We start from the raw sequence: 24245 nt of genomic DNA, 5'->3' as shown, positions 1-24245 counted from the left end.
GAATTGAGACCTGGATCGATTGTGAGACCATCAGAGCAAATGCGGAAGGAGGCAGTTTTTCGTGACCAGGTTACCCAGCGATAACCCCAGCCAGGCGCGCCTTGAGCTGGCCGAACGTTTCCAGGCCTGGAGCGCCATGACCTTCGGCGATGGCCTTTGCCCGGTGCGTGACGTGCTCGACCATCTGGGCGACAAGTGGACGACGCTGATCCTCATCGCGCTTGCCCAGCACTCGATGCGTTTCAGCGATGTTCGCCGTGCGGTGCCGGACATCTCCAAGCGCATGCTGACGCAGACCCTGCGCGAACTGGAACGCGATGGCCTGATCGACCGAACCGTCCACCCAACCAAGCCGCCCAGCGTCGAATACAGCCTGACCGCACTGGGAGAATCACTGCTGGTGCCGCTGGCCAACCTGGTCAACTGGGCCGAACGCAGCCATACCAGCATCAGCGCAGCCCGCGAGCACTACGACTCGGCACAGCCGCAAAGCGCCTGATCAGGCCCGGCGTATCGCCCGATCCACCAGCACCTGCAAACGCCCGCGCGAGCAGCGCTCGACACGCGCCTCAACACCGTAGACCTCGGCGAGCAGTTGCGGCGTGAGCACCTCATCGGGCGTGCCGCTGGCGTGGATGCGCCCGGCGCGCATCACCACCAGTTGATCGGCACAACTGGCCGCCAGGTTGATGTCATGCAGCACCGCTACCGTCAGCAATTGGTGCTCGCGCACCAGGTCGCGCACGCAATCCATCACCCGCAGTTGGTAATGCAGATCGAGCGCGCTGGTCGGCTCGTCGAGCAGCAGCACTTGCGGTCGCCGTGCGATCAGTTGCGCCAGCGAGACCAGTTGCCGCTGCCCGCCGGACAGGCCGTCGAGCGAATGCTCGGCCAGGTTCTCGATGCCGATTCGCGCCAGGGCATCGAACGCACGCGCCAGTACCTCGCCCTCCTCGCTCACCCGCAGCGCCGCCAACACGCTTTCCAGCACGCCGAGGGCGATGCCCGGCGGCAACTGCTGCGGCATGTAGGCCAGGGTGCGGGCACGCTCGCCACTGCTGATGCGCGTCAGATCCTGGTCGCCGAGAGTCAGGCTGCCTTGCATGCGCTCCAGTCCGGCCAGCGCCCGCAGCAAGGTGGATTTGCCGGCACCGTTGGGGCCGACCAGCGCCACCAGGCCGCCCGGTTGCAGCTCGGGCAGCGACAACTCGTGAAGAACCTGGCGGCGCCCATAGGCCACCGAGATGTTTTCCGCCCTGAGGGTCATAGGCGCCTCCCCCGGCGGAACACCAGCGCGACGAACACCGGCACACCGACCAGCGCAGTAACGATGCCCACTGGCACGATCACGCCCGGCAGGATCAGCTTGCTGGCGATGGACGACAGCGACAGCAGCAAGGCGCCGACCAGTGCGCTGGCCGGCAGCAGAAAGCGTTGATCCTCACCGACCAGCAGGCGCGCCATGTGCGGGCCGACCAGGCCAACGAAGCCGATGGTACCGACGAAGGCCACCGCCGTGGCCGCCAGCAGGCTGATGCGCAGCAGCGAGGCATAGCGCAGGCGGCGCACATCGACACCAAAGCTGCGTGCGCGATCCTCGCCCATGCGCAACAGGGTCATGCCCGGTGCGGCGCGCAAGGAGAACGGCAACAGCATGGCGAGCACCGCCGCGAGAATGCCGAGCTTCTCCCAGTTGGCCCGCGCCAGGCTGCCCAGCGTCCAGAACACCAGTTGCTGCAGCACGTCCTCGGTGGCCAGCAGTTGCAACAGCGACACCAGCGCATTGCAACTGAACACCAGAGCGATACCGAACAGCACCAGGCTCTCCACGCCAGCTCCACGCAAGCGCGACATGGCCTGCAACAGCAGCACCGACAGGCAGGCGAAGACGAACGCCGCCACCGTCACCTGGCCGCTCGGCGCCAGCCAGTCGATGGCCAGCGGATAGGCAATGGCCAGCGAGGCGCCAAGCGCCGCAGCCGAGGACACGCCAAGGGTGAAGGGACTGGCCAGCGGGTTGTCGAGGATCGCCTGCATCTCGGCGCCGGCCAGCGACAAGGCGGCGCCGACCAGCACCGCCATCAGCGCATAGGGTAGGCGCACGTTCCAGATGATCACCCGTTCGGTGGGGCTGAGCGCACCCGGATCGAAAACGCCGGCCAGCAACTGGCCCAGGCCCATACCCGAAGCACCGCTAGCCAGGTCGGCCAGCACGCTGAGCAGCAGCAGGCCGGCGAGCAACGCCACCAGCAGGGTACGCCGCCACAGCAGGCGCCGATAGCTCAGCGCAGCCGCCTCCAGCGCGGGCGCGCCGGCACTTTGCAGATAGGCACTCACGGTGTGGCATCGATCCAGTAGTGGCCATCCAGGCCAACGGCAAGGAAGCGGTTGATCTCGGTCTGAGTCGCTTGCGGGTCAAGGTCGGCGAAACGCTCGGGATGAATCCAGCGCGCCATACTCTCGATGGCCAGGATGTTGAACGGCGAGTTGTAGAAGTCATGCCACAGGCCATGGGCCTGGCCATCGCGGATCGGTCGTAGCGGCGCGAATTCGGGGCGCGCGGCGATCTTCGCAAGGCTGTCGCGGGCGGTCTTCTCGTCCACACCGGCGCCGAGCAGCACGCCGGGATTGCGGTTGCCGGTGGCGATGTACACGTCCGGGTCAGCGCTCAGCACGTATTCGACGCTGACGTCACCAATAGCGCCCGGCACCACGCCAGCGGCGATATTGCGCCCACCGACTGCTTCGACCACACCGCCCAGGCCGCTCTTGCCGGTGGTATGACCCGGCGCCTGCCAGACGCCTGCCAGCAGTTCGAGGAACACCTTGGGCCGCTGCGCATCCGGCAGATCTGCCACGGCATCGGTGATGCGCGCCAGGTGGCGGTCATAGAAGCTCAGGTACTCCTGCGCCTCACGCTCACGTCCCAACACTTTGCCCAGCGCCTCCAGGCTGACGCGGGTGTTCTCGATCGGATGCACGCGAAAATCGATGAACAGCACCGGCACACCCGCCGCGGCCAGCAGGTCGGCAACCGGGCTGTGCTGGGTCGGGCCTTCACCGGCAATGCTGAACACTGCCAAATCCGGCTTGAGGGCGAGGATCTGTTCGGCGCTGACGCTCTGCTCCGAGGCCTGGCCGATCAGCGGAATCTTGGCGATGGCCGGATATTTCTGCGCGTAGACCTCATAAGTGTGCGGATCGAGCAGGCGCATATCGTTCTGCCAACCGACCACGCGCTGGAACGGCGCCTCGCGGTCGAGCAGTGCCAGGGCGAAGAACAAGCGCCCTTCGCCCAGCACCACGCGCTTGGGTTCGGCCGGCACTTCGACCTTGCGGCCGAGCACGTCGGTGACTTCCACGGCATGAGCGGAACCTGCCAGGGACAACCAGGCACACAACAGCAACGGCAACGCCGCCAAGCGGCGCAGGAGCACGGGAGAGACTTGGGACATCGAGATTCCTTAAATACAATCAGTCGCATTTGTATCCGCGGCATTCTAGCGATCCGCCCTCCCCGGCCCGCCGCCCAAGATGTATCGCCAGTGTGAAATCGGCGCTCGCAACACAATCCATTACATTTGCCCCTGGGCGTCGGTGTATGTTCCGCGCTCAGCCTTTGCAGGTACTGCCCATGTCCCGACCGGATCACATCCTCATCGTCGATGACGATCCCGAGATTCGTCAGTTGCTTTCCACCTACCTCAGCGATGCCGGCTACCAGACCAGCGTGGCCAGCCAGGGCGTGGAAATGCGCAAGCGCCTGGAGGAGCAGCTGATCGACCTGGTGGTGCTCGACCTGATGTTGCCCGGCGAAGACGGCCTGAGCCTGTGCCGCGAGCTGCGCGTGCGCAGCAACATCCCGGTGATCATGCTCACCGCACGCGGCACCCTGGTCGACCGCATCGTCGGCCTGGAGATGGGCGCCGACGACTATCTGCCCAAGCCTTTCGACCCACGTGAACTGCTGGCGCGGATCAAGGTGGTGCTGCGCCGCACGCAGAGCTTCCCGGATCGCGCGCGTCTCGATGAGGCTGCCACCCTGCGCTTCGCCGGCTGGCGCCTGGACACCGCCACGCGGCAGTTACGCTCGTCCGCCGGCCTGGTGATCAGCCTCGGCAACTCCGACTACCGCGTGCTGCGCCTGCTGCTGCAACACCCCAACCGCCCACTGAGCCGCGACTTCCTGCTCGGCCATGCCTTCGACAAGGAACGTGCGCCCTTCGACCGCAGCATTGATGTGTGCATCAGCCGCCTACGCCAGCATCTGGAAGAGAACCCACGCTCACCGAAGCTGATCCGCACCGTGCGCAACGAGGGCTATGCACTGACCGTCGAAGAGGTGGAGCAAGGGTGAAGCGCTTCTGGCCCGACTCGCTTTCCGGTCGGCTGGTGCTGATTCTGGTGACCGGTCTGCTCGCCGCGCAGGTTCTCACCAGCAGCATCTGGTACGAAGTGCGCCATGGTCAGGTGCTGGAGATTCCCACACGCCTGCTGGCGACACGCCTGGCCGATCTGATCCTGCTCGACCGGCACGATCCGCAGCAGGCCATGGCGCTGATTCGTGCGCTGCAGGCCGATGACTTTCGCCTGCTCGAACGCCCGCCGAGCCCGGCACCACTGGACAAGGCCGATCGCGATCGCGAAACGCTGCTGCGCGAAGTGGTTGAGCAACGTACCGGCGCCGCTCCGCAACTGCGCCTGCTGAGCCTTGAGGTGCTCGATCAGGACGGCTACCCGGCCAGCCTGCCAGTGCTGTTCGGCACGGGCCCGGCCAGCGGCCGCTTCCTGGTGGAGCTGCAACTGCCCAGCGGCCCGCAGCTCTACCTGCAGGTCACCGAGGAACAGGGCTGGACGAACACCCCGCCGCTGTCGTTGCTGCTCGACTACCTGACGCGCATCTACCTGCTGCGCATCATCGTGGTGGTGCTGATCGCCCTGCTCGCCGTGCGCCTGGTCATGCGCCCACTACAACGCATGACTGGCGCGGCCGAAGCGCTTGGCCAGGACATCCATCGCCCGCCGTTAGCGGTCGAAGGCCCGCGCGAGGTACGCCAGGCCGCACAGGCGTTCAACGTCATGCAGCGCCGCCTGATCGACAGCATCGCCGAGCGCACGCGCTTCTTCGCGGCCGTCTCGCATGACCTGCGCACGCCGATCACCCGCCTGCGCCTGCGTGCCGAGCTGCTCGCCGACGAAGCCACCCGCCAGCGCTTTCGCGACGACCTGCAGCGTATGGAAGAGATGGTTTCGGCCAGCCTGGACTTCCTGCGCAGCGGCGAACTGGAAGACGCTCGCGAGCCGGTGGATATCGACGCCCTGCTACAAGGCCTGCAGGCGGACTTTCACGATCTAGGGGCACAGGTCGAAATCCACGGCAAGGCTCGACCTCTGGTAGCCCACGCCAGCGGCCTGCACCGCTGCCTGCAGAACCTGCTGGAAAATGCCGTGCGGCATGCCGGAGGCCTCATCGAAGTCCAGCTCGAAGACAGTGCCGAGCGTCTGCGCATCGGCATTGCCGACCGTGGACCGGGCATCGACGACGCACTGCTGGAGCGCGTCATGGAGCCCTTCTACCGAGAGGACGAAGCGCGCAGTGAAAATGCCGCTGGCTATGGCCTCGGCCTGAGCATCGCCCGGCAGATCGCCAGCGCCCATGGCGGCAGCCTTACCCTGCAAGCGCGCGCAGGCGGCGGGCTGCTGGCGATGCTCGACCTGCCCCGCCAGCGTTGAGCCCTGCGGGCGCGCAAGGCGCACCCGCTACATCCTCTCGAATGGCGACCAACGCCATCCCCCAGGCAGCTCTTTTTTCCATCCCTTAGCGACCTCTGTCATAGGCGCGACTGCCGCTCGTCTTTATTTTCCCTTCAAGATAAAAAAATTCCTTACAGGCATGGACAGCGCATAGTCATTCACTTATAAAAATCACCATCACGAAAAATAGATTCGTCACAGTAATTTTTATTCACAGACGAACATTACTTTTATCCCTGAAGATTTTCCTGCCGCCGACCCCAGCAGAGGATTCGCCATGCAGCACGCCAAGCACCCATACGTGATCAAGATCAGTTGCCCGGCCACATCCGGCATCGTCGCCGCCGTAACGTCCTTCCTCGCCGACCATGGTTGCTACATCAGCGAAATGGCGCAGTTCGACGACGAGGTCAGTGGTTCCTTTTTCATGCGCGCAGTATTCCGCTTCAACGAAGGTTTCCCCGGCAGCCTCCAGCAGATCGAGGACGGCTTCGCCGAGGTCGCCGAGCGCTTCACGATGAGCTGGGAGCTGCACGACACCACCGAGCCGATGCGCGTGCTGCTGATGGTCAGCAAGTACGACCACTGCCTGGCCGACCTGCTCTATCGCCACCAGAAAGGCGAGCTGCAGATGAAGATCACCGCCATCGTCTCCAACCACCTCGACCTGCGGCCGATGGCCGAGCGCGAGGGCATCCGCTTCATCTACCTGCCGGTGACCAAGGACACCAAGGCCCAGCAGGAAGCCGAGCTGCTGAAGATCGTCGACGAGACCAAGACCGATCTGGTGGTGCTGGCGCGCTACATGCAGATCCTCTCCGACGATCTGTGCAAGCAGCTCTCCGGCCGCGCCATCAACATCCACCACTCGTTCCTGCCCGGCTTCAAGGGCGCCAAGCCCTATCACCAGGCCTATGAGCGCGGCGTGAAGCTGATCGGCGCCACCGCGCACTACGTCACCTCGGATCTCGACGAAGGCCCGATCATCGAGCAGGAAGTGCAGCGCGTGGATCACAACTACACCCCAGACGCCCTGGTGGCGGTGGGTCGCGACACCGAAACGGTGGCCCTGTCCAAGGCGGTCAAGTACCACCTCGAACACCGCGTATTCCTCAACCACGACAAAACGGTGATCTTCCGATGAGCGCGCGACTGATCGATGGCAAGGCCACCGCCGCGCGCGTGCTCGCCGAAGTTGCCGCTGACGTGGCCACGCTAAAGGCCCAGAGCATCGAGCCGGCGCTGGCCGTGGTACTGGTCGGCAATGACCCGGCCAGCCACGTTTACGTGCGCAACAAGGTGCTGCGCGCGGGCGAAGTGGGCATCCGCTCGCTGGAATACCGCCTGAGTGCCGACGCCAGCGCCGAAGCGGTGCTGGAAGTGGTGGCCGCGCTCAATGCAGACGCATCGGTCAACGGCATCCTGGTGCAACTGCCGCTGCCGGCGCATATCGATGAAACCCGCGTGCTGCAGGCCATCGACCCGGCCAAGGACGTCGACGGCTTCCACAGCGAGAACGTCGGCGGTCTCAGCCAGGGCCGCCCGGTGCTCACGCCCTGCACCCCGGCCGGCTGCATGCGCCTGCTGCGCGACACCCTCGGCGACCTGTCCGGCAAACACGCCGTGGTGGTCGGCCGCTCGAACATCGTCGGCAAGCCGATGGCGGCGCTGCTGCTGGCCGCCAACTGCAGCGTCACGGTACTGCATTCGCGCAGCGTCAAGCCGGAGAAGCTGTGCGGCCAGGCCGACATCGTCGTCGCCGCCGTCGGTCGCCCACGGATGATCGGCGCCGACTGGATCAAACCCGGCGCGGTGGTGATCGACGTCGGCATCAACCGCATCGACGAGGACGGCCGCTCGCGCCTGGTCGGCGACGTCGACTTCGACGCGGTGCGGGAGGTGGCCTCGGCCATCACCCCGGTGCCCGGCGGCGTCGGCCCGATGACCATCGCCCTGCTGATGCAGAACACTGTCACCGCCGCCCGCCAGCAACATGGCCTGACGGCCCAGGAGTAACCGCAATGCCCCTTGCCCTGCTCAAGTACGGCCTGTCCTCGGAATACCCCGTGGAGGTCGACCTGCCTGCGCCGAAGGAACTCAAACCGGCGTATGACGTGGTCATCATCGGTGGTGGCGGCCATGGCCTGGCCACCGCCTATTACCTGGCCAAGTACCACGGCGTGACCAACGTCGCGGTGCTGGAGAAGTCCTACCTCGGCGGTGGCAACACCGCGCGCAACACGGCGGTGATCCGCTCCAACTACCTCACCAGCGAAGGCGTGCGCTTTTATGCCGAGTCGGTGCGGATGTTCAAGGAGCTGTCCAACGAGTTCGACTTCAACATCATGTATTCCGAGCGTGGCCAGCTCACCCTGGCGCATACCGACGCCACCGTGCGCGCCTTCCGCCAGCGCGCCGAGGTGAACAAGCACTTCGGTGGCCGCACCGAGATGATCGACCGCCAGCAGATCCGTGAACTGGTGCCCTGCCTCAACCTCGACCCCGGCCATATCCCGGTGCTCGCCGGGCTCTGGCACATCGACGGCGCAACCGCGCGCCACGACGCCGTGGCCTGGGGCTACGCCAAACAGGCGGCCAAGCGTGGCGTGGAAATCCACCAGCTCACCGAGGTGCAGGATTTCATCGTCGAGAACGGTCGCGTCACCACCGTGCGCACCAACCGCGGTGACGTGCGCTGCGGCTGCGTGGTGCAAGCGGTGGCCGGCGCCAGCTCGTTGCTGATGAACAAGCTGAACATCAAGGCGCCGATCCACACCTACCCACTGCAGGCCATGGTCACCCAGCCGTTCAAGCCCTTCCTCGACCCGCTGGTGAGTTCCTCGGCGCTGCACTGCTACGTGCAGCAGACCAGCCGTGGCGAGATCGTCTTCGGCGGCGGCTCCGACCCTTACCCGCTGTACAACACGCGCTCGACCCTCGACCTGAAGGAAAGCCTGCTGGCCCACGCCATCGAGATGTTCCCCTTCATGGCCGGCGCCAAGCTGATGCGCCAGTGGGCCGGCAGCACCGACATGACCCCGGACTACAGCCCGATCATGGGGCACTCGCCGCTGGACAACTACTACCTCGACGCCGGCTGGGGCACCTGGGGCTTCAAGGCCACGCCGATCTGTGGCTGGACCATGGCCGAGCTGGTCGCCACCGGCAAGACCCCGGCGCTGATCAAACCCTTCGCCCTCGAGCGCTTCTCGACCTTCCGCCAGGTCAACGAGATGGGCGCCACGGCTGCCAGTCACTGAGGTTCGCACCATGAAGATCATGCCCTGCCCGCTCAACGGGCCTCGCAACATCAACGAATTCACCTACGGCGGCGAACTCAAGCGCATGCCCGATCCGAACACTTGCTCAGACGCCGAATGGGCCGACTACGTGTTCAACAGCGAAAACATCGCCGGCGTCGTCACCGAATGGTGGATGCACAACGCCTCCAGCTACTGGTTCCTGGCCGAACGCCACACCGTAAGCGATGAAATTCTGCGCACCTTCGACCCGAAGGAGCTGTTCGACCGCCGCGTCGACTTCGCCGCGCCTGCCAAACCCCAGGAGGTGAGCGCATGAGCGCCGCTACCCGCCTGCCGGCCCCGCTGGGCTTGCTGATCGACCGCAACCGCCCCGTCAGCTTCGACTTCGAGGGCACCACTTACCAGGGCCTGGCCGGCGACAGCATCGCCAGCGCCCTGCTGGCCAACCAGCGCTGGCTGCTGTCGCGCTCGTTCAAGTACCACCGCCCGCGCGGCCCGCTGTCGATGGCCGGGCAGGACGCCAACACCCTGGTGCAACTGCCGGACGAGCCCAACGTGCTGGCCGATATGCAGCCGCTGTCTGGCGGCCTGCAAGTCAGCGCGCAGAACTACAACGGCAGCCTGGACAAGGATCGCGACGCCCTGCTCGGGCACTTCTCCAAGTTCATGCCGGTGGGTTTCTACTACCGCTCCTTCTACAAGCCCAAGGGCATGTGGAAGGTCTGGGAACCGCTGATCCGCAAGAAAGCCGGCCTCGGCGTGCTCAACCTCAAGCTGCAGCCGCAGTACCACGACAAGGCCTTTCTGTTCACCGACCTGGCGGTGATCGGCGCAGGCCCAGCCGGCCTGTGCGCGGCGCTGACCGCTGCCAACGCCGGGGCCAAGGTGCTGCTGATCGAACAGCAGAACTACCTCGGCGGCGCGCTGGCCTGGGCGCGTTTCGACGTCGAAGGCAAGCGTGCCGCCGAGCTGCGCGCCGAGCTGTTGGCCGCCGTCGAAGGCCACGCCAATATCCGCATCCTCAAGGAAGCCACCTGCAACGCCTGGTTCACCGACCACTACCTGCCGGTGATCCAGGGCAATCGCCTGTACAAGGTGCGCGCCCGCCAGTGCATCGTCGCGGCGGGAGCCTTCGACCAGCCGGTGGTGTTTCGCAACAACGACCTGCCCGGCGTGCTGCTGACCAGCGCCGCGCAGCGTCTGATCAAGCTCTACGCGGTCAAGCCGGGCCAGCGCGCCGTGGTACTGACCGGCAACGACGACGGCTACCTGGCTGCTCTCGACCTGCTCGATGCCGGTGTCGAGGTCGCCGCCCTGGTGGACATGCGCGAACGCGCCGATGACGCCAATGTGGCCACAGCCCTACAAGCCCGTGGCGTTGCCTGCCATGCCGGCAGCACGGTCTACGAAGCGCTGGGCGACAAGCACCTGAACGCCGTGGACGTGCGCCGCATCAGCGGCCAGGGCGAGGTTGCCGCGAGCGCCCTGCGCATCGACTGCGACCTGCTGTGCATGTCTGCCGGCTACATGCCGGTCTACCAATTGCTGTGCCAGGCCGGCGGCAAGCTGGCCTACGACGACGCCAGTGCCTGCTTCAGCCTGTCCGGCCTGCCGAGCGGGCTGCAGGTGGTCGGCTCGGTCAATGGCCGCAACGCCCTCGACGCGCTGCTCATCGATGCCGCCAACGGCGCCCTGCGCGCACTTGCCGCCCTCGGTCTGGAGGCGGGTGCGAGCCCTCGCGAGCTGCCAAGCGAGCCGCGGGTCAACTTCCCCTGGCCGATCTTCCCCCATCCCAAGGGCAAGGATTTCGTCGACTTCGACGAAGACCTGCAAGTGCGTGACATCGTCAACGCCACCCGCCACGGCTACCGCGACGTGCAACTGGTCAAACGCTTCTCCACCGTCGGCATGGGCCCCTCGCAGGGCCGCCACTCGGCACTGCCCACCGCGCGCCTGGTGGCCCAGGCCACCGGCCGCAGCGTCAGCGAAACCGGGGTGACCACCGCGCGCCCGCCGTTCAGCCCGGAAACCCTGGCGCAGGTCGCTGGACGTGGCTTCGACCCGTATCGGCAAACCGCCATGCACCAACGCCACCTGGAGCTGGGGGCGAAGATGATGCCCGCCGGTATCTGGCAGCGCCCGGCCTACTACGGCAAGCCGGAAGAACGTGAAGCCTGCATGCAGGCCGAGGCGCGCCAGGTGCGTGAGAAGGTCGGCCTGATCGACGTGTCCACACTGGGCGGCCTCGACGTGCGCGGCCCGGACGCCGCCGAGCTGCTCAACCGCCTCTACACCTTCGCCTTCGCCAAGCAGCCGGTGGGCCGTTCGCGCTATGCGCTGATGACCAACGAGCACGGCGTGGTGATCGACGACGGTGTATGCGCGCGCTTTGCCGACGAGCATTTCTACGTCAGCGCCACCACCAGCGGCGTCGACCGCGTCTACCAGCAGATGCTCAAGTGGAACGCGCAGTGGCGCCTGAACGTCGACATCACCAACGTCACCGCTGCGCTGGCCGCGGTCAACCTGGCCGGGCCGGACTCGCGCAAGGTGCTGGCCAAACTGTGCAGCGATGTCGACCTGTCCGCCGAGGGCTTCCCCTACCTGGCGGTACGCCTGGGCACGGTGGCCGGCATTCCCGCCCGCCTGCTGCGGGTCGGTTTCGTCGGTGAACTGGGCTACGAGATCCACGTCCCGGCGCGCTACGGCGAAGCCCTGTGGGATGCGCTGATGGAAGCCGGTCGGGAGTTCGACATTCGCCCCTTCGGCGTCGAGACGCAGCGCCTGCTGCGTCTGGAAAAGGGCCATGTGATCATCAGCCAGGACACCGACGGCATGACCAGCCCGGCCGAGATCGACATGAGCTGGGCCATCGCACGCAGCAAGCCGTTCTTCGTCGGCAAGCGCTCGGTGGAAATCCTCGAAGTGCAGCCGCCGATCCGCAAGCTGGTCGGCTTCACCTTGCCCAAGGGCAGCAGCCAGCCGCTGGAAGGCCATCTGGTGCTCAAGGGGCCGGACATCAGCGGCAACGTCACCTCCTGCGAGTACTCGCAGACCCTCGGCCAGATCATCGGCCTGGCCTACTGCGCGCCCGACCAGGCCACGCCGGGCCAGCGCCTGCCGATCCGCGTCGAAGGCGGCGAGATGGTGCAGGCCACGGTGGTGCAACTGCCCTTCTATGACCCTGAAAGCCAACGCCAGGAGCTGTGAGATGACCCTCCAAGCCAATCAATTCGCAGCGCGCAGCCCGCTCTACCGCCTGCAGGCCGGCGCCACCCTCGCCCCGTTCGGCGAGAGCTGCATCGTCACCACCTACGGCCAGGGCGAGGAAAGCACCCTGCTGGGCCACTGCGCGCTCATCGACCTGACCAACCTCGCCCGCTACGGCCTGCGCGGCCCGGCGGCTGCCGACTACCTGGGCGCACTGGGCTACCAGCTACCGCAGGCGCCCAACCAGGCGCTGAGCCAGGCCGATGGCAGTCACGTACTGCGCCTGTCGCAGACCGAGTACCTGCTGCTCGGCAGCCTGCACGATGCCGGCAGCAAAGCGCAGCGCGAGGAAAGCCAGTGGCAGCCCAGCGCCGGCCAATACCTGCTGCCGCGCCAGGACAGCCACGCCTGGCTGGTGCTCAGCGGCACTTGCGGGGCCGAGGTGATGGCCAAGCTCTGCGGCGTCGACCTCAGCCCGCAGGCCTTCGCCGTCGGCCAGGTGGCGCAGACCTCGGCGGCGCGGGTCAACGTCATAGTCGCCAACCTGCCGTTGGGCGAAGTGCCGTGCCTGCACCTCCTCTGCGACCGCGCCTCGGTGCATTACTTCTGGGGCGCGCTGCTCGATGCCATGCAGGAGTTCGGTGGACAGCCGGTCGGGATCGACGCCCTGCCCTGAGCCCTTAGCAGGCCGTTGAAAAACGTAAGCGAGGCAGGCAAGACAAGGCAAAAACAGCCGAAAAAGCGCAGTTTACGCGCTGTAAATGAGCATTTTGAGGCTGTTTTTAACGCAGTATTGCCAACGCAGGTAGTTTTTCAACAGCCTGTTAGCTCCCCTCTCCCATTAATGGGAGAGGGGCTGGGGGAGAGGGCAACACAGCCACGAGGGCAGCATCATGAGCATCCAAGAAGACGAGCTGGACTACCGCGTCCCCGCGCTGCAGCGCGGCCTGAGCATCCTGCAGATGTTCAACGCCAGCGAGCGCAGCCTGAGCAGCAACACCATCGCCGAGCGGCTCGGCGTCAGCGTCTCGGCCATCTACCGCATATTGGTCACACTCACCGACATGGGCTACCTGCGCAAGCTAGGCAAGAACAGCTACGAGCTGGGCCCGCAGGTGCTCTGCGATGGCTTCGCCTACCTGGCCAGCCGCGACCTGGTGGACATCGCCATGCCGCACCTCAATGCCCTGCGCGACCGCACCTCGCTGTCGTGCCACCTGTCCATCCGTGAGCAGACCGAGAGTCTCTACATCGGCCGCGCCTTCGCTGCCCAGCGGCTGTCGGTGAACATCCCCATCGGCACGCGCATCCCCTGCCACTGCACGGCCATGGGCCGCATGCTGCTCAGCGGCCTGACGCCCATGGCGCTGGACACGCTCTACCAGCACGTGCGCCTGGACGACTACCCACCGCCCGCACCGAAGACCCTGCCCGAGCTGCAACAACTGCTCGAACGCGACCGCGAGCGGGGCTGGGTGATGCACCGCTCCGACTACTCCACCGCCATCGCCTGCGCCGTGCGCGACCACCGTGGCGACGTGGTGGCGGCGATCAACCTCTCCGGCCCGGAAGCGGTGATGGACAGCCCCGTGGCGCGTGAACGCTACCGCGAAAGCCTGCAACAGTGCGCGGACGCCATTTCCGCCGAACTAGGCGCCAAGCTCGGCCGCTGAGGCTTCAGTATTCGGCGCGGCGGGTTTCCGATGGGTATTCGCCGAACAGCGCACGATAGTGGCTGGCAAAATGGCTGAGGTGGTAGAAGCCCAATTGCGCCGCCACTTCCCCGACCTTGAACTCGCTTGCCGAGGTCTCGATCAGACGCCGGCGCACGGCGTTCAAGCGCAGGTTGCGCAGGTACTCCACCGGCCGCGTGCCGGTGATCACCTGGAAACTGTTCTGCAGGGTACGGCGGCTGACGCGCAGTCGTTCGCACAGGTCGATGATGCTGATCGGTGAGTCGCCCCCCGCCTCCATCGCCAGTTCCTGGCTGCGCTTGACCAGATAGGCGCATACCGCCGCACTGCCACGGCGGTCGCGGCCCTCTTCGCAGGCATGGCTGAACAGGTCGAGAAAGGCATCGAGCAGGGTGTCTTCGAGCATCTTCTCGACCGCGGCGTTGACCGGTTCGCGGCGCTGCAACAGGCACTCGAAGACCGGATAGATGCGCTGGCGGACGCGCTGCAGCACCGGCTCGGCGAGCGACAGCTGCGGCATCGACTTGAGCAGTTCGAGCTTGTCCGAGGACAACTCCAGCGCGGCCAGCTTGGCGAAGCGCACCAGGTCGACGTTGGCACCGAGAAAGCAAAGGCCCTCCGGTGAATGCAGGAGGAATTCCTCGCCATCGCGCAGCAGCACCACGTTGTGTGCGCCGACCTTCTGCCCCAGCACCAGCGGCGAACGGTCGGCACTCATCAGCAGGGCGATGCACAAACGCCCCTTGGGCGAACGCCCATACTGCACGATGCGCTTGTCCAGGCTTTCCTGGAATATCTGGAAGTGGTCAGCAGTCACCTGACGCAACTCACTGGAAAAGCTCCCGCAGCTCTGCTGGTCGTAGACCTGCTGCCAGCCCAGCAAGGAGCTGGCATGCTGCTGCGGGTCGGAAAAGGAACGGATCTCGCGGAACATGACCATCGCCTCTCTGCGCAATTCACCGCCAGGAAACCCTCATCCCTGAACCGCTACGCGCTTTCTTAGCTTAGTTATTCGAAGCGTAGAACCAACTCTACTCCCATCATCTGCACCCTGTAATGGCCCTTGTGCACATCCACCGGCGCCAGCAGCGCGCCGGAGAGAACCACCTGCCCAGCGAGCAGCGGCTGACCGTCGGCCAACAACCGGCGCAGCAGCCAGAGCAGATTCTGCTCGGGAATCTCGCCGGCCTTGGCGCTGCCGAGCAAGGCGCCGTCATGCACCAGATCACATTCGATGCGGCGGCAGGCCTGAGCGTCGAACGCCTGCCAGGGGCCGAGACAATACAGCGCCGCCGCAGAATCGTCGGCAAGGAAGGCGCCGATGTCGAAGCTCCAACCCTGCCAGCGGCAGTCGGCAACCTCGAAGGCAGCAGCCATACGGCTCACGGCAGCCAGCAGGCTGGCGTCGTCATGCTCACCGGGGACGATGTCGCGGCCCAGTTCGAAAGCCACTTCCACCTCCAGCTTGGGCGCAATGAGCTGCGCCAGCGGCAGCAGGCTGCCGGGCTCGCGCTGCATGTCGGCGCTCAACCAACCATATACAGGCTCACTCAGGCCCAGGCGCGCCTGGGCTGGAGCACCACTCAGCGCCACCTTCCACCCCCCGAGGGCCATACCAGCTTGCGCTAACGCTTCGCCTTGCAGCCGGTAGCCCTGCTCCAGCGACAGCGACTGTTCCAGCTTGGGCAGTGGCCGAGCCTGCTGCAGCGCCTGGCGCAGCGCGGCAGGCAGTTCGCTCAGGGCACTCATGACAGTTGCCGGGCCAATTTGCCCAGCACCTCGTTGAGCCGTTCCGGCGTGGTGATGGCAGCGATGAAGCGATCCGGGCGCACCACCACGATGCGGTCGCGGGCCTTGGAGAACCAGTCGCCCAGGCGGTTATCGACGTCTTCCACGCTGATCACGCCCTCGCTGCTCAGCGGCTGGTTGCGTGCGCCGCTGCGCGAGCGGTTGACCTGGATGAAGCGGGTTTCCAGCCCCTGCCAATAGGCCTGCATCTCGGCACCGACCTGCTCCAGCGGATTGCAGCGATAGCCGATCACCGCGTACCAGGGGCCGAGCACTTCGTCGAAGCGCTGGCGCTGGCCGTCGGCGTTCTCGACGTCCGGCTGGATGAACAACTGACCGACCAGATCCCCCTCGCTGACATCGGGGCGCTCGTGATGCACCAGGCCCTTGGTCAGGGTCGCCTTGGGTTTGAACTTGAACTCCACCAGGTGCGAACGCAGGTTGTCGACGGTATTCACCGCCTGGAACAGCCAGTCACGCACCCCTGCCACCAGCGGGTTGGTCATGCCCAGCACCGCGCCCATGTTGTCGGCCAGACCGATCAGGTCGGTGGCATGGCCACGTCGCTCGACGTCGTAGCTGTCGATGATCGACGGCTTGGCGCGGCCCTTGAGCACTGCTGCCAGCTTCCAGCACAGATTGGCGACGTCACGCAGGCCGGAGTTGAGGCCCTGGCCGGCCCACGGCGGGGTGATGTGCGCGGCATCGCCGATCAGCGCGACGCGACCGCTGACGAAACGCTCGGCCACCCGCGAGTTGTGGGTGTAGGCACGGATGCGGACGATTTCCAGCTGATCCACGGCCTCGCCGATATGGCCACGGATCAGGCGGCGGATGTTGCCCTCCTCGCACATGGCCTCCTCGCTTTCACCTTCGAGGAGCATGAACTCCCAGCGGCGTTGGCGGTACGGCAGGTAAATGCACACGAACGGTCGCTGCGGGTCGGCATGCAGGGCGGTGTAAGGCGCATCCAGGGTGTCGTTGGCGGCATCGACGACCACCCATTTGCGCGGGTGGGTCAAGCCGACCAGGGGAATGCCCAATTGCTTGCGTACGCAGGAACGGCCACCGTCGGCGCCGATCACGTAGCGCGCGCGCAGTTCGTAGGCTTCGCCATCGGCATCGCGCACCTGCAGGGTGACACCTTCGTCGTCCTGCTCCAGCGTCTGCATCTCGTGGCCTTCGCGCAGGTCGACGCCCTCGTGGCGCAGCAGCTCCTCGCGCAGGGTGCCTTCGAGCAACTGCTGCATGAAGATGTTGCGCATCGGCCAGCCATAGTCGGCGACGCTCGGTTTGACCTCGGCGAAGCACACACCGCGTGCGTTGTAATAGCGCAGCGGCACATTGGCGATCATGTCGCGGTGTGCGCGCTCGGCCACGCCGACGGTCTGCAGCACGCGCAGGGCCTCGTCGTCCATGCCCACCGCACGCGGGTATGGCAGGATGCCCTGGGCCAGTTCCAGCACCACGCAATCGATGCCGTAAAGGCCCATGTAATGCGCTGCAGTGATGCCATTGGGGCCGCCACCGACTATCACGACCTGGGTAGTTTCCCGTTTCATCTTTCGCTCACCCGTTTCTTATTCTGATGGCTTGGTCATTTGCCGAAGATAACCGGCAACGCTGCGGTTGAATGCATCGCTCTGGTCATCGTGCACGTAATGGCTCGCGTCGGCGATCTCCACCGTGCGGATGTTGCTGTTGTGTTCCTGCATCGCCGCCAGGGTCGCTGGCGGCAGAAAGTCCGAATTGCCGCCACGGACGAATAACGTCGGGCAATCCAGTGCACGCACGGCCGGCCACAGGTCGACCGGCTCGATGCTCAGGCGCGCCTCGGCGATGCCCTGCTGGTCATGCCGCCAGACGATGCCTTGCGCGGTCTCCTGCATGGAGTGGGCCAGACGCGACTGCAACCCCTGCTCGGAAAGCCCAGGCCGCGACTTGACCCAGAACGCCCGCGCCGCGTCCCAGTCGGCAAACAGCAGCGGCGTCTGGCGCATCTCGCGGCGGATGCGCTCGGCGCCCTCGCCAACGTTCGACGAACCGGGGCCGATGTCTTCGATCACCAGCGCCAGCAAGCGTCCCGGATGCTGCCGCGCATACTCCAGCGCATTGGCGCCACCGAGTGAATGGCCGACCAGGGCGAAACGCTGCAGGCCCAGGTGCGCAACCAGGTCTTCCAGGTCGTGCACGTAGGACTGGGTGTGATAGCTGCTGCTCTCGGCCCAGTCGCTCAGGCCGCGTCCACGCTGATCCAGGGCATAGCAGCAGAACTCATCGCCCAGCGCCTGCGCCAGGGGCTCCCAGGTCTGCGCGTAGGCGCGCAGACCGTGCAGCAGGATCAGCGGCGTACCCTCTGGGTTGCCCCAGCGCAGGACATGCAGACGCAACCCGCTGCGGTTGTTGAAGAACTGGCTGTGCACGGTCATCGCAAAACTCCGGATCAGGTCAGGCCGTTATCGCCCTTGATATCGCTGGCCTGCAGGCCGCCCAGACGCGCATGCAGGCGACCACGGGTGGCGAACGCCCAGATGATGATCACTTCGTCCGGGGCCGGGCCGTCGCCGAAGGTCACCGAAATGGTGTCGTACTGGGCGCGCACATAGAGCGCATCCTTGTGCGCCAGCGGCACGTCGATGGTGCAGCCCGGCGCGCCGCGCTTGCCGGTGGACGGCACCCATGATTTGCCACCACCCAGGGCCACGCGCACCGGGTCGGCCGCCGGATTGGTGAGGAAGGCATTGCCGTGTTCGTACTCGCCGTTGGCGCCCACCAGGCAGGCCTTGCCGTAACTGAGGATCTGGCGCTCGCCAGCCAGCTCGCGGATGCGCCGGCCGAACTCCTCGCCGAGATCTGGCGAGTCGTCGATCAACTGACTCAAATCCTGGCTGAAACGCCCGGCGTAGGGGTTGTGCACGGCGGCGGCGATGACGTACTTGAACAGCGGCTCACCGTCGGCCAGTTGCCCGGTCTCGTTGGCCAGGGTTTCCTCGGTGAAGCTGTACCACTTGCGGATGTGGTAGCTGGCAAAGTTGCTCGCTTTCATGGTCGTGTCCTTAAAGAGGGTCGAGGGTGATATTGCGACTGGGTGCGCAGGCAGCCTTGAAACGAGCCTTGGCGCGTTCGTCGTCATGATCGGTCTCGAGGAAGAATTCCAGACGGTTCGCGTCCGGGTCGTTGAAGTACAGGCCGTTGCCGATTTCATGGTCGGTGATCTTCACCACCTCGACGCCCTTGCTCAGCAACATGCCGTAGAGCTGGCGCAGGGTGGTCATGTCGCCGGCGATCTCCAGCCCGTAGTGCTGCAGGCCCAGGCCACCATGGTGGGCGCCGGGAGCGGCCTTGATCAGGGCGATATCGTGGTGCTTGCTGCCGAAAGCCATCATCACCCAGGCCTCGCCACGGGCACTCTCGTGCATGCCGAGCACATCGGCATACCAGCGCGCGGAAGCATCCGGATCGCTGACGAACAGGGACAGATGGGTACGCACGACCTCGACTTTCATCGCGCTTCTCCTCACTTCTTGCTGGTGACAGAGGTATGCGCCGGCTTGATCTGCGCGACCGCTGGCGTCCACAGCACGTCGGCGATCTCGCTGAAGTCGCGCCACTGCTTGAGCCAGCCGTCACCGCCGTTGTCCGAGGTGAACAGATGGCCGTACTTGGTGCCGGCGATGATCTGCCGTGGGTTGCTCGGGTTGATGCCGATGGCCCAGACGCAGGAGTTGGGCTGTTGCGGCAGAGGCAGCACTTCCCAGGTCGCGGCGGCATCGCGCGAGACGAGAATCTTGCTGGTGGTGCCCGGCGTGCCGTCGGAAATGCTCAGGTAGACGGTGTCCTCGCTGCCCAGCGGCGCGTTCATGGCACGCACGTAGTACAGGCCGAAGTCGTCCTTGGCCAGTTGCCCGCTCCAGGTCTGGCCTTCGTCCTCACTGCGGTAGATGGCGTTGACGCACACCACCACGATGATCTTCTTGCCGTGGTTGGGCATCACCAGGATGTTGTGGATGTCCGAGTTGTAATCCCACAGCAGGCGGTCATCGACACGGGTGAAGCTGTCGCCACCATCGCGGCTATGGAACAGCCCGCCCTCCTCCAGGCCGAACCAGACCTGATTGCGGTCGCTCGGGTCGTAGGCGAAGGCCAGCAGGCGCGGCTTGCTCACCCCGGCGCAGAACTCGGGAATTTCCACTGGCACGCGGTACCAGCTCTGCCCAGCGTCGAGGGTGCGCCACAGCACTGCACGCGACGGCGCACCGGTGCCGACGAAAATGCGCTGCGGATCCTGCGGATCGACCGCAACCTTCCACACCGTCTGCCCGTTGAACGGCGAGTCCACCAGTTGCCAATGGCTGCCCACGTCATGGCTGACGATCAGGCCGATATCGGCGCCGGCGTAAATCACTTCCGGGCGCTGCGGGTCGAGGCTCAGCGAGCGGGTGATGGCATCGAATTCCAGCGGCTGGCCGAGGCCCTGGCGGTGCCAGGTGGCGCCGTTGTCGGCACTGCGGATGATGGCCTGGCCAACGGTGGCGACCAGAAAGGTTCCGTTGCTCATAGCTGCTTGCTCCTCAGATGAAGATGCCGCGAGTCAGGCCGCCGTCGATGCCGATCGACTCGCCAGTGATGGCGCCGGCCTTGGGCGATGCGAGAAAACCGATCAGCCAACCCATCTCGATGGGTTGCAGGGTGCGGCGGATCGGCGTGGCGTCGATGTAACCCTGCTCGACCTGCTGCGGGGTCTTGCCCTGCTTGACGCCTTCACGCTCGTACAGCTCCTGGATGTGCGGGGTGTCGACCACACCGGGGTGAATCAGGTTGACGGTGATGCCGTCCGGGCCGAGCTGGTCGGACAGGGTCTTGGTCATGTGCGCGATGGCCAGGTTGCGCATGCCCGACAGCACCTTGCTGCCGCGGCCGGTCAGGCCACCGATGTTGATGATGCGACCGAAGCCGGCGGCCTTCATGTGCGGGGTCACTGCCTTGGCGCAGCGGAAGTAGCCGATCACCTTGGTGTTCAGATCCGACAGCAGCTCGTCGTCACCGGCGTGCTCGATGTCGTTGCGCACCACGCCGGACGGCGCGGCAGCACCGTTGACCAGGATGTCGATGCGGCCGAAGTGACGCTGGGTCTCGGCGACCATCTCGGACACCGCGCTCATCTCGTTGGTGTCGCAGAACAGCGGCAGCACTTCGTTGCCGGTCTCGGCGCTGATCTCCTCGGCAGCCTGCTTGAGGTACTCCATGCGCCGCGCACAGATCACCACCTTGCAGCCTTCCTGGGACAGAAAACGTGCCACTTCCTTACCGATGCCCATGCCGCCGCCGGTGACGATGGCTACGCGGTCTTTGAGTTGCAGATCCATGATTGATCCTCTTGTTTTGTCAGGTCAGGCGAGATCGACGAAGACACTCTTGGTCTCGGTGTAGGCGTCGATCACGTGCTTGCTCATTTCCCGGCCCCAGCCGGATTGTTTGTAACCACCGAAGGGCGAGGCCGGGTCGACCACGTTCCAGCAGTTGATCCACACCGAACCGGCCTTGAGTTCGGCAGCCAGGCGGTGGGCCGCGCGCAGGTCACGCGTCCACAGGCCGGCAGCCAGGCCGAAGGGCGAATCGTTGGCGCGGCTGACCAGCTCGTCGGTGTCCGACCAGCTCATAACCGTCACCACCGGGCCGAAGATTTCCTCACGGGCCACGCAGGCGTTTTCGGCGCGGTCGAGGAACACGGTCGGTTCGATGAAGTGGCCCTTGTCCAGGTGCTCGGGGCGCTTGCCGCCGCAGATCAGCTCGGCACCTTCGGCCTGGCCGCGTTGCAGGTAGCCGCTGACCGTGCCCAGTTGCCGTCCGGAAACCAGCGGCCCCATGCTGCTCGCCGGATTCAGGCCGGAACCGAGCACGTAGGAAGTGGCATGCCGGCGCAGCTCGGCGAGCACCTGATCGAGTACGCTTTCGTGCACGTACAGGCGTGAGGCGGCAGTGCACACCTGGCCCTGGTTGTAGAAGATGCCGTCGGCGGCACCCTTGGCGGCGCGAGCGATGTCGGCGTCGGGGAGGATGATGTTCGGCGACTTGCCACCCAGTTCCAGCGACACCTTCTTCATGTTGCCGGTGGCAGCCTGGGCGATCAGCCGGCCGACCTGGGTCGAGCCGGTGAAGGCGATCTTGTCCACGTCCGCATGCTGGGCCAGCGGTGCGCCGGTGCGCGCACCGAAGCCGGTGAGCAGGTTGACCACGCCGGCGGGAATGCCCGCCTGCTCGATCAGTTGCACCAGGCGCACGGCTACCAGCGGGGTCTGCTCGGCGGGTTTGAGCACGGCGGTGCAGCCGGTGGCCAGCACCGGGCCGAGCTTCCATACACACATGGTCAGGGGGAAGTTCCACGGCACGATCAGCGCACATACACCCACCGGCTCGCGCAGGGTGTAGTTGAGCATCGGCGCGCCGCTGGCTGGCGACACGGGTATGGTGCTGCCCTCGATCTTGGTCGGCCAACCGGCGAAGTAACGGATGATGTTGGCGGCGCTGGCCGCCTCGCCCCGGGCGTTGGCGATGGGCTTGCCGTTCTCCAGGGTAATCAGTTGCGCCAGCTCTTCGGCGTGCGCTTCCATCAGATCGGCCAGGCGCATCATCAACAGGCCTCGGCGGGCCGGTGTCTCGCGCCGCCAGGGCCCCTCGAAGGCAGCACGGGCTGCCGCCACGGCTGCGTTGACGTCGGCTTCCGAGGCGTCGGCGACCTCGCACAGCACCTGCTCATTGGCCGGGTTCTCTACGGCGAAGGTCTGGCCGAGGGCAGCGTCCTGCCAGGAACCGCCGATGAACAGGCGACGCGGCGCGGCGAGAAATTCACGTACCGCAGGCAACAGTTCGATATCGCTCATGGTCTTACAGCTCCATTTCGATCAGGCAGGGGGCTGCAGAGGCGATGGCGCGGGCCAGCGCCTGCTGCAGTTCGGCATTGGTGCGCACGCTGCTGGCCGGTACGCCGTAACCCTTGGCCAGGGCCTTCCAATCCACGCGTGGGCGATCCAGCTCGGTCAGCGCCAGCGCCTGCGGGCCGAATTCGGTGACGCCGAAGCGACGCAGCTCGTTCTGCAAGATCGCGTAACGGTGGTTAGCAGCGATCAGGATGATCACCGGCAGTTGCTCGCGGGCAATGCTCCACAGGGTCTGGATGGTGTATTGGGCGCTGCCGTCCGACTGCAGGCAGAACACCGTGTTGCCGCGCTCGGCCAGGGCCGCGCCGAAGCCGGCCGGAATGCCCTGACCGATGGCGCCGCCAGTGTTGGTCAGCACGCGATGACGCGCCGCGCCGGCCGAGGCAGTGAAGAAGGGATAACCGCAGGTGCCGCCTTCGATGGAGACGATGCAGTCGTGAGTCAGGGCCGCCGACAGTACCTTGCCAACGGACTGCGGTGACAGCGCCTCATCGGCGGGCGGCAGCTCGATGCCTTGCGGCGTGGGGATATGGGCCGGCGCCTGCAGGGCGTCGGCCACCGCGTTGGTGGCACCGATCACGTCGTCACCGACCTCGGCCAGCGACAACAGGCGGTCACGCTCGGCCAGGCGCGAGGCGATGCCTTCGTAGCCGAAGTAGCTGATCGGCTCCGGCACGCCAGCGCACACCACCAGGTCGTACTGGTCGAGAATTTCGATGGCCACTTCCGGGAAGTACGGCAGGCGGTCGAGATCCGGCAGGCCACCACCGCGATGGCTGACCCGCGGGAAGGTTTCGGCGAACAGCCGCACACCCGGAAGGTGGGCGAGGCGGCCAGCGGCCTCCAGGCCCTCGGCCGTCAAACCGCTGTCACCGACGATGAACACCAGGCGCTTGCCGGCCTTGAGGGCGGCCACCACCTGCTCGACCTTGTCACCGGCCAGGCGACGAACCGGCGCCAGCAGCGGCGCGAAGTGCGCAGCACCCGCCGACACCTGGTTGGCCTGCAGATCCATCGGCAGGATCAGGCTGGCGATCTGCCCGCGCGGCTGCCAGGCAGCCTGCACGGCGCTCTGGAAATCCTCGCCGATACGCTCGGCGCTACGCGAGGTGCGCACCCAGCCGGATACCGCGCCGGCCATGGCTTCGATATCGCTGGCCAGAGGCGGGTCGTAGTTGACATGCCAGGAGGCGTGATCGCCGATCACGTTGACGATGGGGGTATTGGCACGGCGGGCGTTGTGCAGGTTGGCCATGCCGTTGGCAAAGCCTGGGCCGAGGTGGGTCAGGGTCATGGCCGGCTTGCCAGCGATGCGTCCGTAACCATCAGCGGCGCCGGTGCATACCCCCTCGAACAGCGACAGCACAGGCTTGAGTTTCAGCGCAGGATGCTTGGCGATAGCGGCCACCAGCGGAATCTCGGTGGTTCCCGGGTTGGCGAAGCAGTATTCGACCCCGCTGGCGGCAGCGGCTTCGATCAGGAGTTCGGCACCATTCATTTGACGATCCCATGGCATGCGTTGACGAATGCGAGATTTATTGCATCGCACTGCAATACCAACAAGTGTTTTTTTGCAAAAAGCTCAAAATACGAGATAA

Annotated in this window: 23 protein-coding genes; 10 read left to right on the top strand and 13 right to left on the bottom strand. The window is 65.7% G+C overall.

Features of this window, described 5'->3' with window-relative positions; genetic code table 11:
• The first annotated feature begins 61 nt into the window (after positions 1-61).
• The gene (locus tag ACODS1_RS09505) at positions 62-499 is read left to right on the top strand and encodes a winged helix-turn-helix transcriptional regulator (RefSeq protein WP_489085448.1); all 438 of its coding nucleotides are present in this window, start codon (positions 62-64) and stop codon (positions 497-499) included.
• Here the strand turns inward: ACODS1_RS09505 and ACODS1_RS09500 are convergent, their stop codons facing one another.
• From ACODS1_RS09500 to ACODS1_RS09490, 3 genes are read right to left on the bottom strand one after another with little or no spacing between them, the layout of a single operon-like run.
• The gene (locus ACODS1_RS09500) at positions 500-1267 is read right to left on the bottom strand and encodes an ABC transporter ATP-binding protein (protein ID WP_489085447.1); all 768 of its coding nucleotides are present in this window, start codon (positions 1265-1267) and stop codon (positions 500-502) included.
• Entirely contained in the window at positions 1264-2337 is a 1074-nt protein-coding gene (locus ACODS1_RS09495) for a FecCD family ABC transporter permease (RefSeq protein WP_489085446.1), read from the bottom strand. The genes ACODS1_RS09500 and ACODS1_RS09495 overlap by 4 nt, the downstream gene beginning before the upstream one ends.
• A complete protein-coding gene (locus tag ACODS1_RS09490) occupies positions 2334-3455 on the bottom strand; it encodes an ABC transporter substrate-binding protein (RefSeq protein ID WP_489085445.1) in 1122 nt (373 codons plus the stop codon). The genes ACODS1_RS09495 and ACODS1_RS09490 overlap by 4 nt, the downstream gene beginning before the upstream one ends.
• 179 nt (positions 3456-3634) lie before the next feature.
• Here ACODS1_RS09490 and ACODS1_RS09485 point away from each other — a divergent pair, with 179 nt between their 5' ends.
• The 9 genes from ACODS1_RS09485 (at position 3635) to ACODS1_RS09445 (ending at position 13900) form a co-directional block, all read left to right on the top strand.
• Positions 3635-4357 (top strand): response regulator, encoded by a 723-nt coding sequence (locus ACODS1_RS09485; RefSeq protein WP_489085444.1) that lies wholly within the window; start codon positions 3635-3637, stop codon positions 4355-4357.
• Positions 4354-5733, top strand: a complete 1380-nt coding sequence (locus ACODS1_RS09480) for an ATP-binding protein (RefSeq protein WP_489085443.1) — start codon at positions 4354-4356, stop codon at positions 5731-5733. The genes ACODS1_RS09485 and ACODS1_RS09480 overlap by 4 nt, the downstream gene beginning before the upstream one ends.
• A gap of 298 nt (positions 5734-6031) precedes the next feature.
• Positions 6032-6898, top strand: coding sequence for a formyltetrahydrofolate deformylase (gene purU, locus ACODS1_RS09475; RefSeq protein WP_322981366.1), 867 nt, complete (start codon positions 6032-6034; stop codon positions 6896-6898).
• Positions 6895-7770, top strand: coding sequence for a bifunctional methylenetetrahydrofolate dehydrogenase/methenyltetrahydrofolate cyclohydrolase FolD (gene folD, locus ACODS1_RS09470; protein ID WP_489085442.1), 876 nt, complete (start codon positions 6895-6897; stop codon positions 7768-7770). The genes purU and folD overlap by 4 nt, the downstream gene beginning before the upstream one ends.
• A 5-nt stretch (positions 7771-7775) precedes the next feature.
• Positions 7776-9014 carry an FAD-dependent oxidoreductase gene (locus ACODS1_RS09465; protein WP_489085441.1) on the top strand — a complete coding sequence of 413 codons (1239 nt, stop codon included), beginning with the start codon at positions 7776-7778 and terminating at the stop codon, positions 9012-9014.
• Positions 9015-9024: 10 nt separating this feature from the next.
• Positions 9025-9333 (top strand): sarcosine oxidase subunit delta, encoded by a 309-nt coding sequence (locus tag ACODS1_RS09460; protein ID WP_074938280.1) that lies wholly within the window; start codon positions 9025-9027, stop codon positions 9331-9333.
• Complete coding sequence (locus ACODS1_RS09455; RefSeq protein WP_489085440.1) at positions 9330-12227, top strand: 2Fe-2S iron-sulfur cluster-binding protein; 2898 nt, start codon at positions 9330-9332, stop codon at positions 12225-12227. The genes ACODS1_RS09460 and ACODS1_RS09455 overlap by 4 nt, the downstream gene beginning before the upstream one ends.
• Before the next feature lies 1 nt (position 12228).
• Complete coding sequence (locus ACODS1_RS09450; RefSeq protein ID WP_489085439.1) at positions 12229-12903, top strand: sarcosine oxidase subunit gamma; 675 nt, start codon at positions 12229-12231, stop codon at positions 12901-12903.
• Positions 12904-13120: 217 nt separating this feature from the next.
• Positions 13121-13900: an IclR family transcriptional regulator gene (locus tag ACODS1_RS09445; protein ID WP_489085438.1), complete on the top strand. Its 780-nt coding sequence runs from the start codon at positions 13121-13123 to the stop codon at positions 13898-13900.
• A gap of 4 nt (positions 13901-13904) precedes the next feature.
• Here the strand turns inward: ACODS1_RS09445 and ACODS1_RS09440 are convergent, their stop codons facing one another.
• From ACODS1_RS09440 to ACODS1_RS09395, 10 genes are all read right to left on the bottom strand, one after another.
• Positions 13905-14855 (bottom strand): helix-turn-helix domain-containing protein, encoded by a 951-nt coding sequence (locus ACODS1_RS09440; protein ID WP_489085437.1) that lies wholly within the window; start codon positions 14853-14855, stop codon positions 13905-13907.
• 74 nt (positions 14856-14929) lie between these two features.
• Entirely contained in the window at positions 14930-15670 is a 741-nt protein-coding gene (locus tag ACODS1_RS09435) for a 2-keto-4-pentenoate hydratase (RefSeq protein ID WP_489085436.1), read from the bottom strand.
• Positions 15667-17271 (bottom strand): bifunctional 3-(3-hydroxy-phenyl)propionate/3-hydroxycinnamic acid hydroxylase, encoded by a 1605-nt coding sequence (locus tag ACODS1_RS09430; protein ID WP_489085435.1) that lies wholly within the window; start codon positions 17269-17271, stop codon positions 15667-15669. Before ACODS1_RS09430 ends, ACODS1_RS09435 begins: the two co-directional genes overlap by 4 nt.
• Before the next feature lie 18 nt (positions 17272-17289).
• Entirely contained in the window at positions 17290-18138 is an 849-nt protein-coding gene (locus ACODS1_RS09425; protein ID WP_489085434.1) for an alpha/beta fold hydrolase, read from the bottom strand.
• Between the two features lie 14 nt (positions 18139-18152).
• Complete coding sequence (locus tag ACODS1_RS09420) at positions 18153-18755, bottom strand: amino acid synthesis family protein (protein WP_489085433.1); 603 nt, start codon at positions 18753-18755, stop codon at positions 18153-18155.
• A 10-nt stretch (positions 18756-18765) separates the two neighbouring features.
• Positions 18766-19215 carry a VOC family protein gene (locus tag ACODS1_RS09415; RefSeq protein WP_489085432.1) on the bottom strand — a complete coding sequence of 150 codons (450 nt, stop codon included), beginning with the start codon at positions 19213-19215 and terminating at the stop codon, positions 18766-18768.
• A gap of 11 nt (positions 19216-19226) precedes the next feature.
• Positions 19227-20267: a glycosyl hydrolase gene (locus ACODS1_RS09410; RefSeq protein WP_489085431.1), complete on the bottom strand. Its 1041-nt coding sequence runs from the start codon at positions 20265-20267 to the stop codon at positions 19227-19229.
• Positions 20268-20280: 13 nt separating this feature from the next.
• Positions 20281-21075 carry an SDR family NAD(P)-dependent oxidoreductase gene (locus ACODS1_RS09405; protein ID WP_489085430.1) on the bottom strand — a complete coding sequence of 265 codons (795 nt, stop codon included), beginning with the start codon at positions 21073-21075 and terminating at the stop codon, positions 20281-20283.
• A 24-nt stretch (positions 21076-21099) separates the two neighbouring features.
• Positions 21100-22590: an aldehyde dehydrogenase family protein gene (locus tag ACODS1_RS09400; protein ID WP_489085429.1), complete on the bottom strand. Its 1491-nt coding sequence runs from the start codon at positions 22588-22590 to the stop codon at positions 21100-21102.
• Positions 22591-22594: 4 nt separating this feature from the next.
• A complete protein-coding gene (locus ACODS1_RS09395) occupies positions 22595-24145 on the bottom strand; it encodes an acetolactate synthase large subunit (RefSeq protein ID WP_489085428.1) in 1551 nt (516 codons plus the stop codon).
• Positions 24146-24245: the final 100 nt, after the last annotated feature.

It is taken from the genome of Pseudomonas sp. FG29, assembly GCF_057809355.1.
This window is presented reverse-complemented; position numbering and strand designations above follow the sequence as displayed.

Excerpts from the sequence above, each read along its gene's own strand:
- folD (WP_489085442.1), top strand. The coding sequence starts at position 6,895 with ATGAGCGCGCGACTGATCGATGGCAAGGCCACCGCCGCGCGCGTGCTC.
- ACODS1_RS09465 (WP_489085441.1), top strand. The coding sequence starts at position 7,776 with ATGCCCCTTGCCCTGCTCAAGTACGGCCTGTCCTCGGAATACCCCGTG.
- ACODS1_RS09400 (WP_489085429.1), bottom strand. The coding sequence starts at position 22,590 with ATGAGCGATATCGAACTGTTGCCTGCGGTACGTGAATTTCTCGCCGCG.
- ACODS1_RS09430 (WP_489085435.1), bottom strand. The coding sequence starts at position 17,271 with ATGAAACGGGAAACTACCCAGGTCGTGATAGTCGGTGGCGGCCCCAAT.
- ACODS1_RS09445 (WP_489085438.1), top strand. The coding sequence starts at position 13,121 with ATGAGCATCCAAGAAGACGAGCTGGACTACCGCGTCCCCGCGCTGCAG.
- ACODS1_RS09455 (WP_489085440.1), top strand. The coding sequence starts at position 9,330 with ATGAGCGCCGCTACCCGCCTGCCGGCCCCGCTGGGCTTGCTGATCGAC.
- ACODS1_RS09425 (WP_489085434.1), bottom strand. The coding sequence starts at position 18,138 with ATGACCGTGCACAGCCAGTTCTTCAACAACCGCAGCGGGTTGCGTCTG.
- ACODS1_RS09420 (WP_489085433.1), bottom strand. The coding sequence starts at position 18,755 with ATGAAAGCGAGCAACTTTGCCAGCTACCACATCCGCAAGTGGTACAGC.
- purU (WP_322981366.1), top strand. The coding sequence starts at position 6,032 with ATGCAGCACGCCAAGCACCCATACGTGATCAAGATCAGTTGCCCGGCC.
- ACODS1_RS09500 (WP_489085447.1), bottom strand. The coding sequence starts at position 1,267 with ATGACCCTCAGGGCGGAAAACATCTCGGTGGCCTATGGGCGCCGCCAG.
- ACODS1_RS09410 (WP_489085431.1), bottom strand. The coding sequence starts at position 20,267 with ATGAGCAACGGAACCTTTCTGGTCGCCACCGTTGGCCAGGCCATCATC.
- ACODS1_RS09485 (WP_489085444.1), top strand. The coding sequence starts at position 3,635 with ATGTCCCGACCGGATCACATCCTCATCGTCGATGACGATCCCGAGATT.
- ACODS1_RS09395 (WP_489085428.1), bottom strand. The coding sequence starts at position 24,145 with ATGAATGGTGCCGAACTCCTGATCGAAGCCGCTGCCGCCAGCGGGGTC.
- ACODS1_RS09405 (WP_489085430.1), bottom strand. The coding sequence starts at position 21,075 with ATGGATCTGCAACTCAAAGACCGCGTAGCCATCGTCACCGGCGGCGGC.
- ACODS1_RS09440 (WP_489085437.1), bottom strand. The coding sequence starts at position 14,855 with ATGTTCCGCGAGATCCGTTCCTTTTCCGACCCGCAGCAGCATGCCAGC.
- ACODS1_RS09450 (WP_489085439.1), top strand. The coding sequence starts at position 12,229 with ATGACCCTCCAAGCCAATCAATTCGCAGCGCGCAGCCCGCTCTACCGC.
- ACODS1_RS09415 (WP_489085432.1), bottom strand. The coding sequence starts at position 19,215 with ATGAAAGTCGAGGTCGTGCGTACCCATCTGTCCCTGTTCGTCAGCGAT.
- ACODS1_RS09490 (WP_489085445.1), bottom strand. The coding sequence starts at position 3,455 with ATGTCCCAAGTCTCTCCCGTGCTCCTGCGCCGCTTGGCGGCGTTGCCG.
- ACODS1_RS09435 (WP_489085436.1), bottom strand. The coding sequence starts at position 15,670 with ATGAGTGCCCTGAGCGAACTGCCTGCCGCGCTGCGCCAGGCGCTGCAG.
- ACODS1_RS09460 (WP_074938280.1), top strand. The coding sequence starts at position 9,025 with ATGAAGATCATGCCCTGCCCGCTCAACGGGCCTCGCAACATCAACGAA.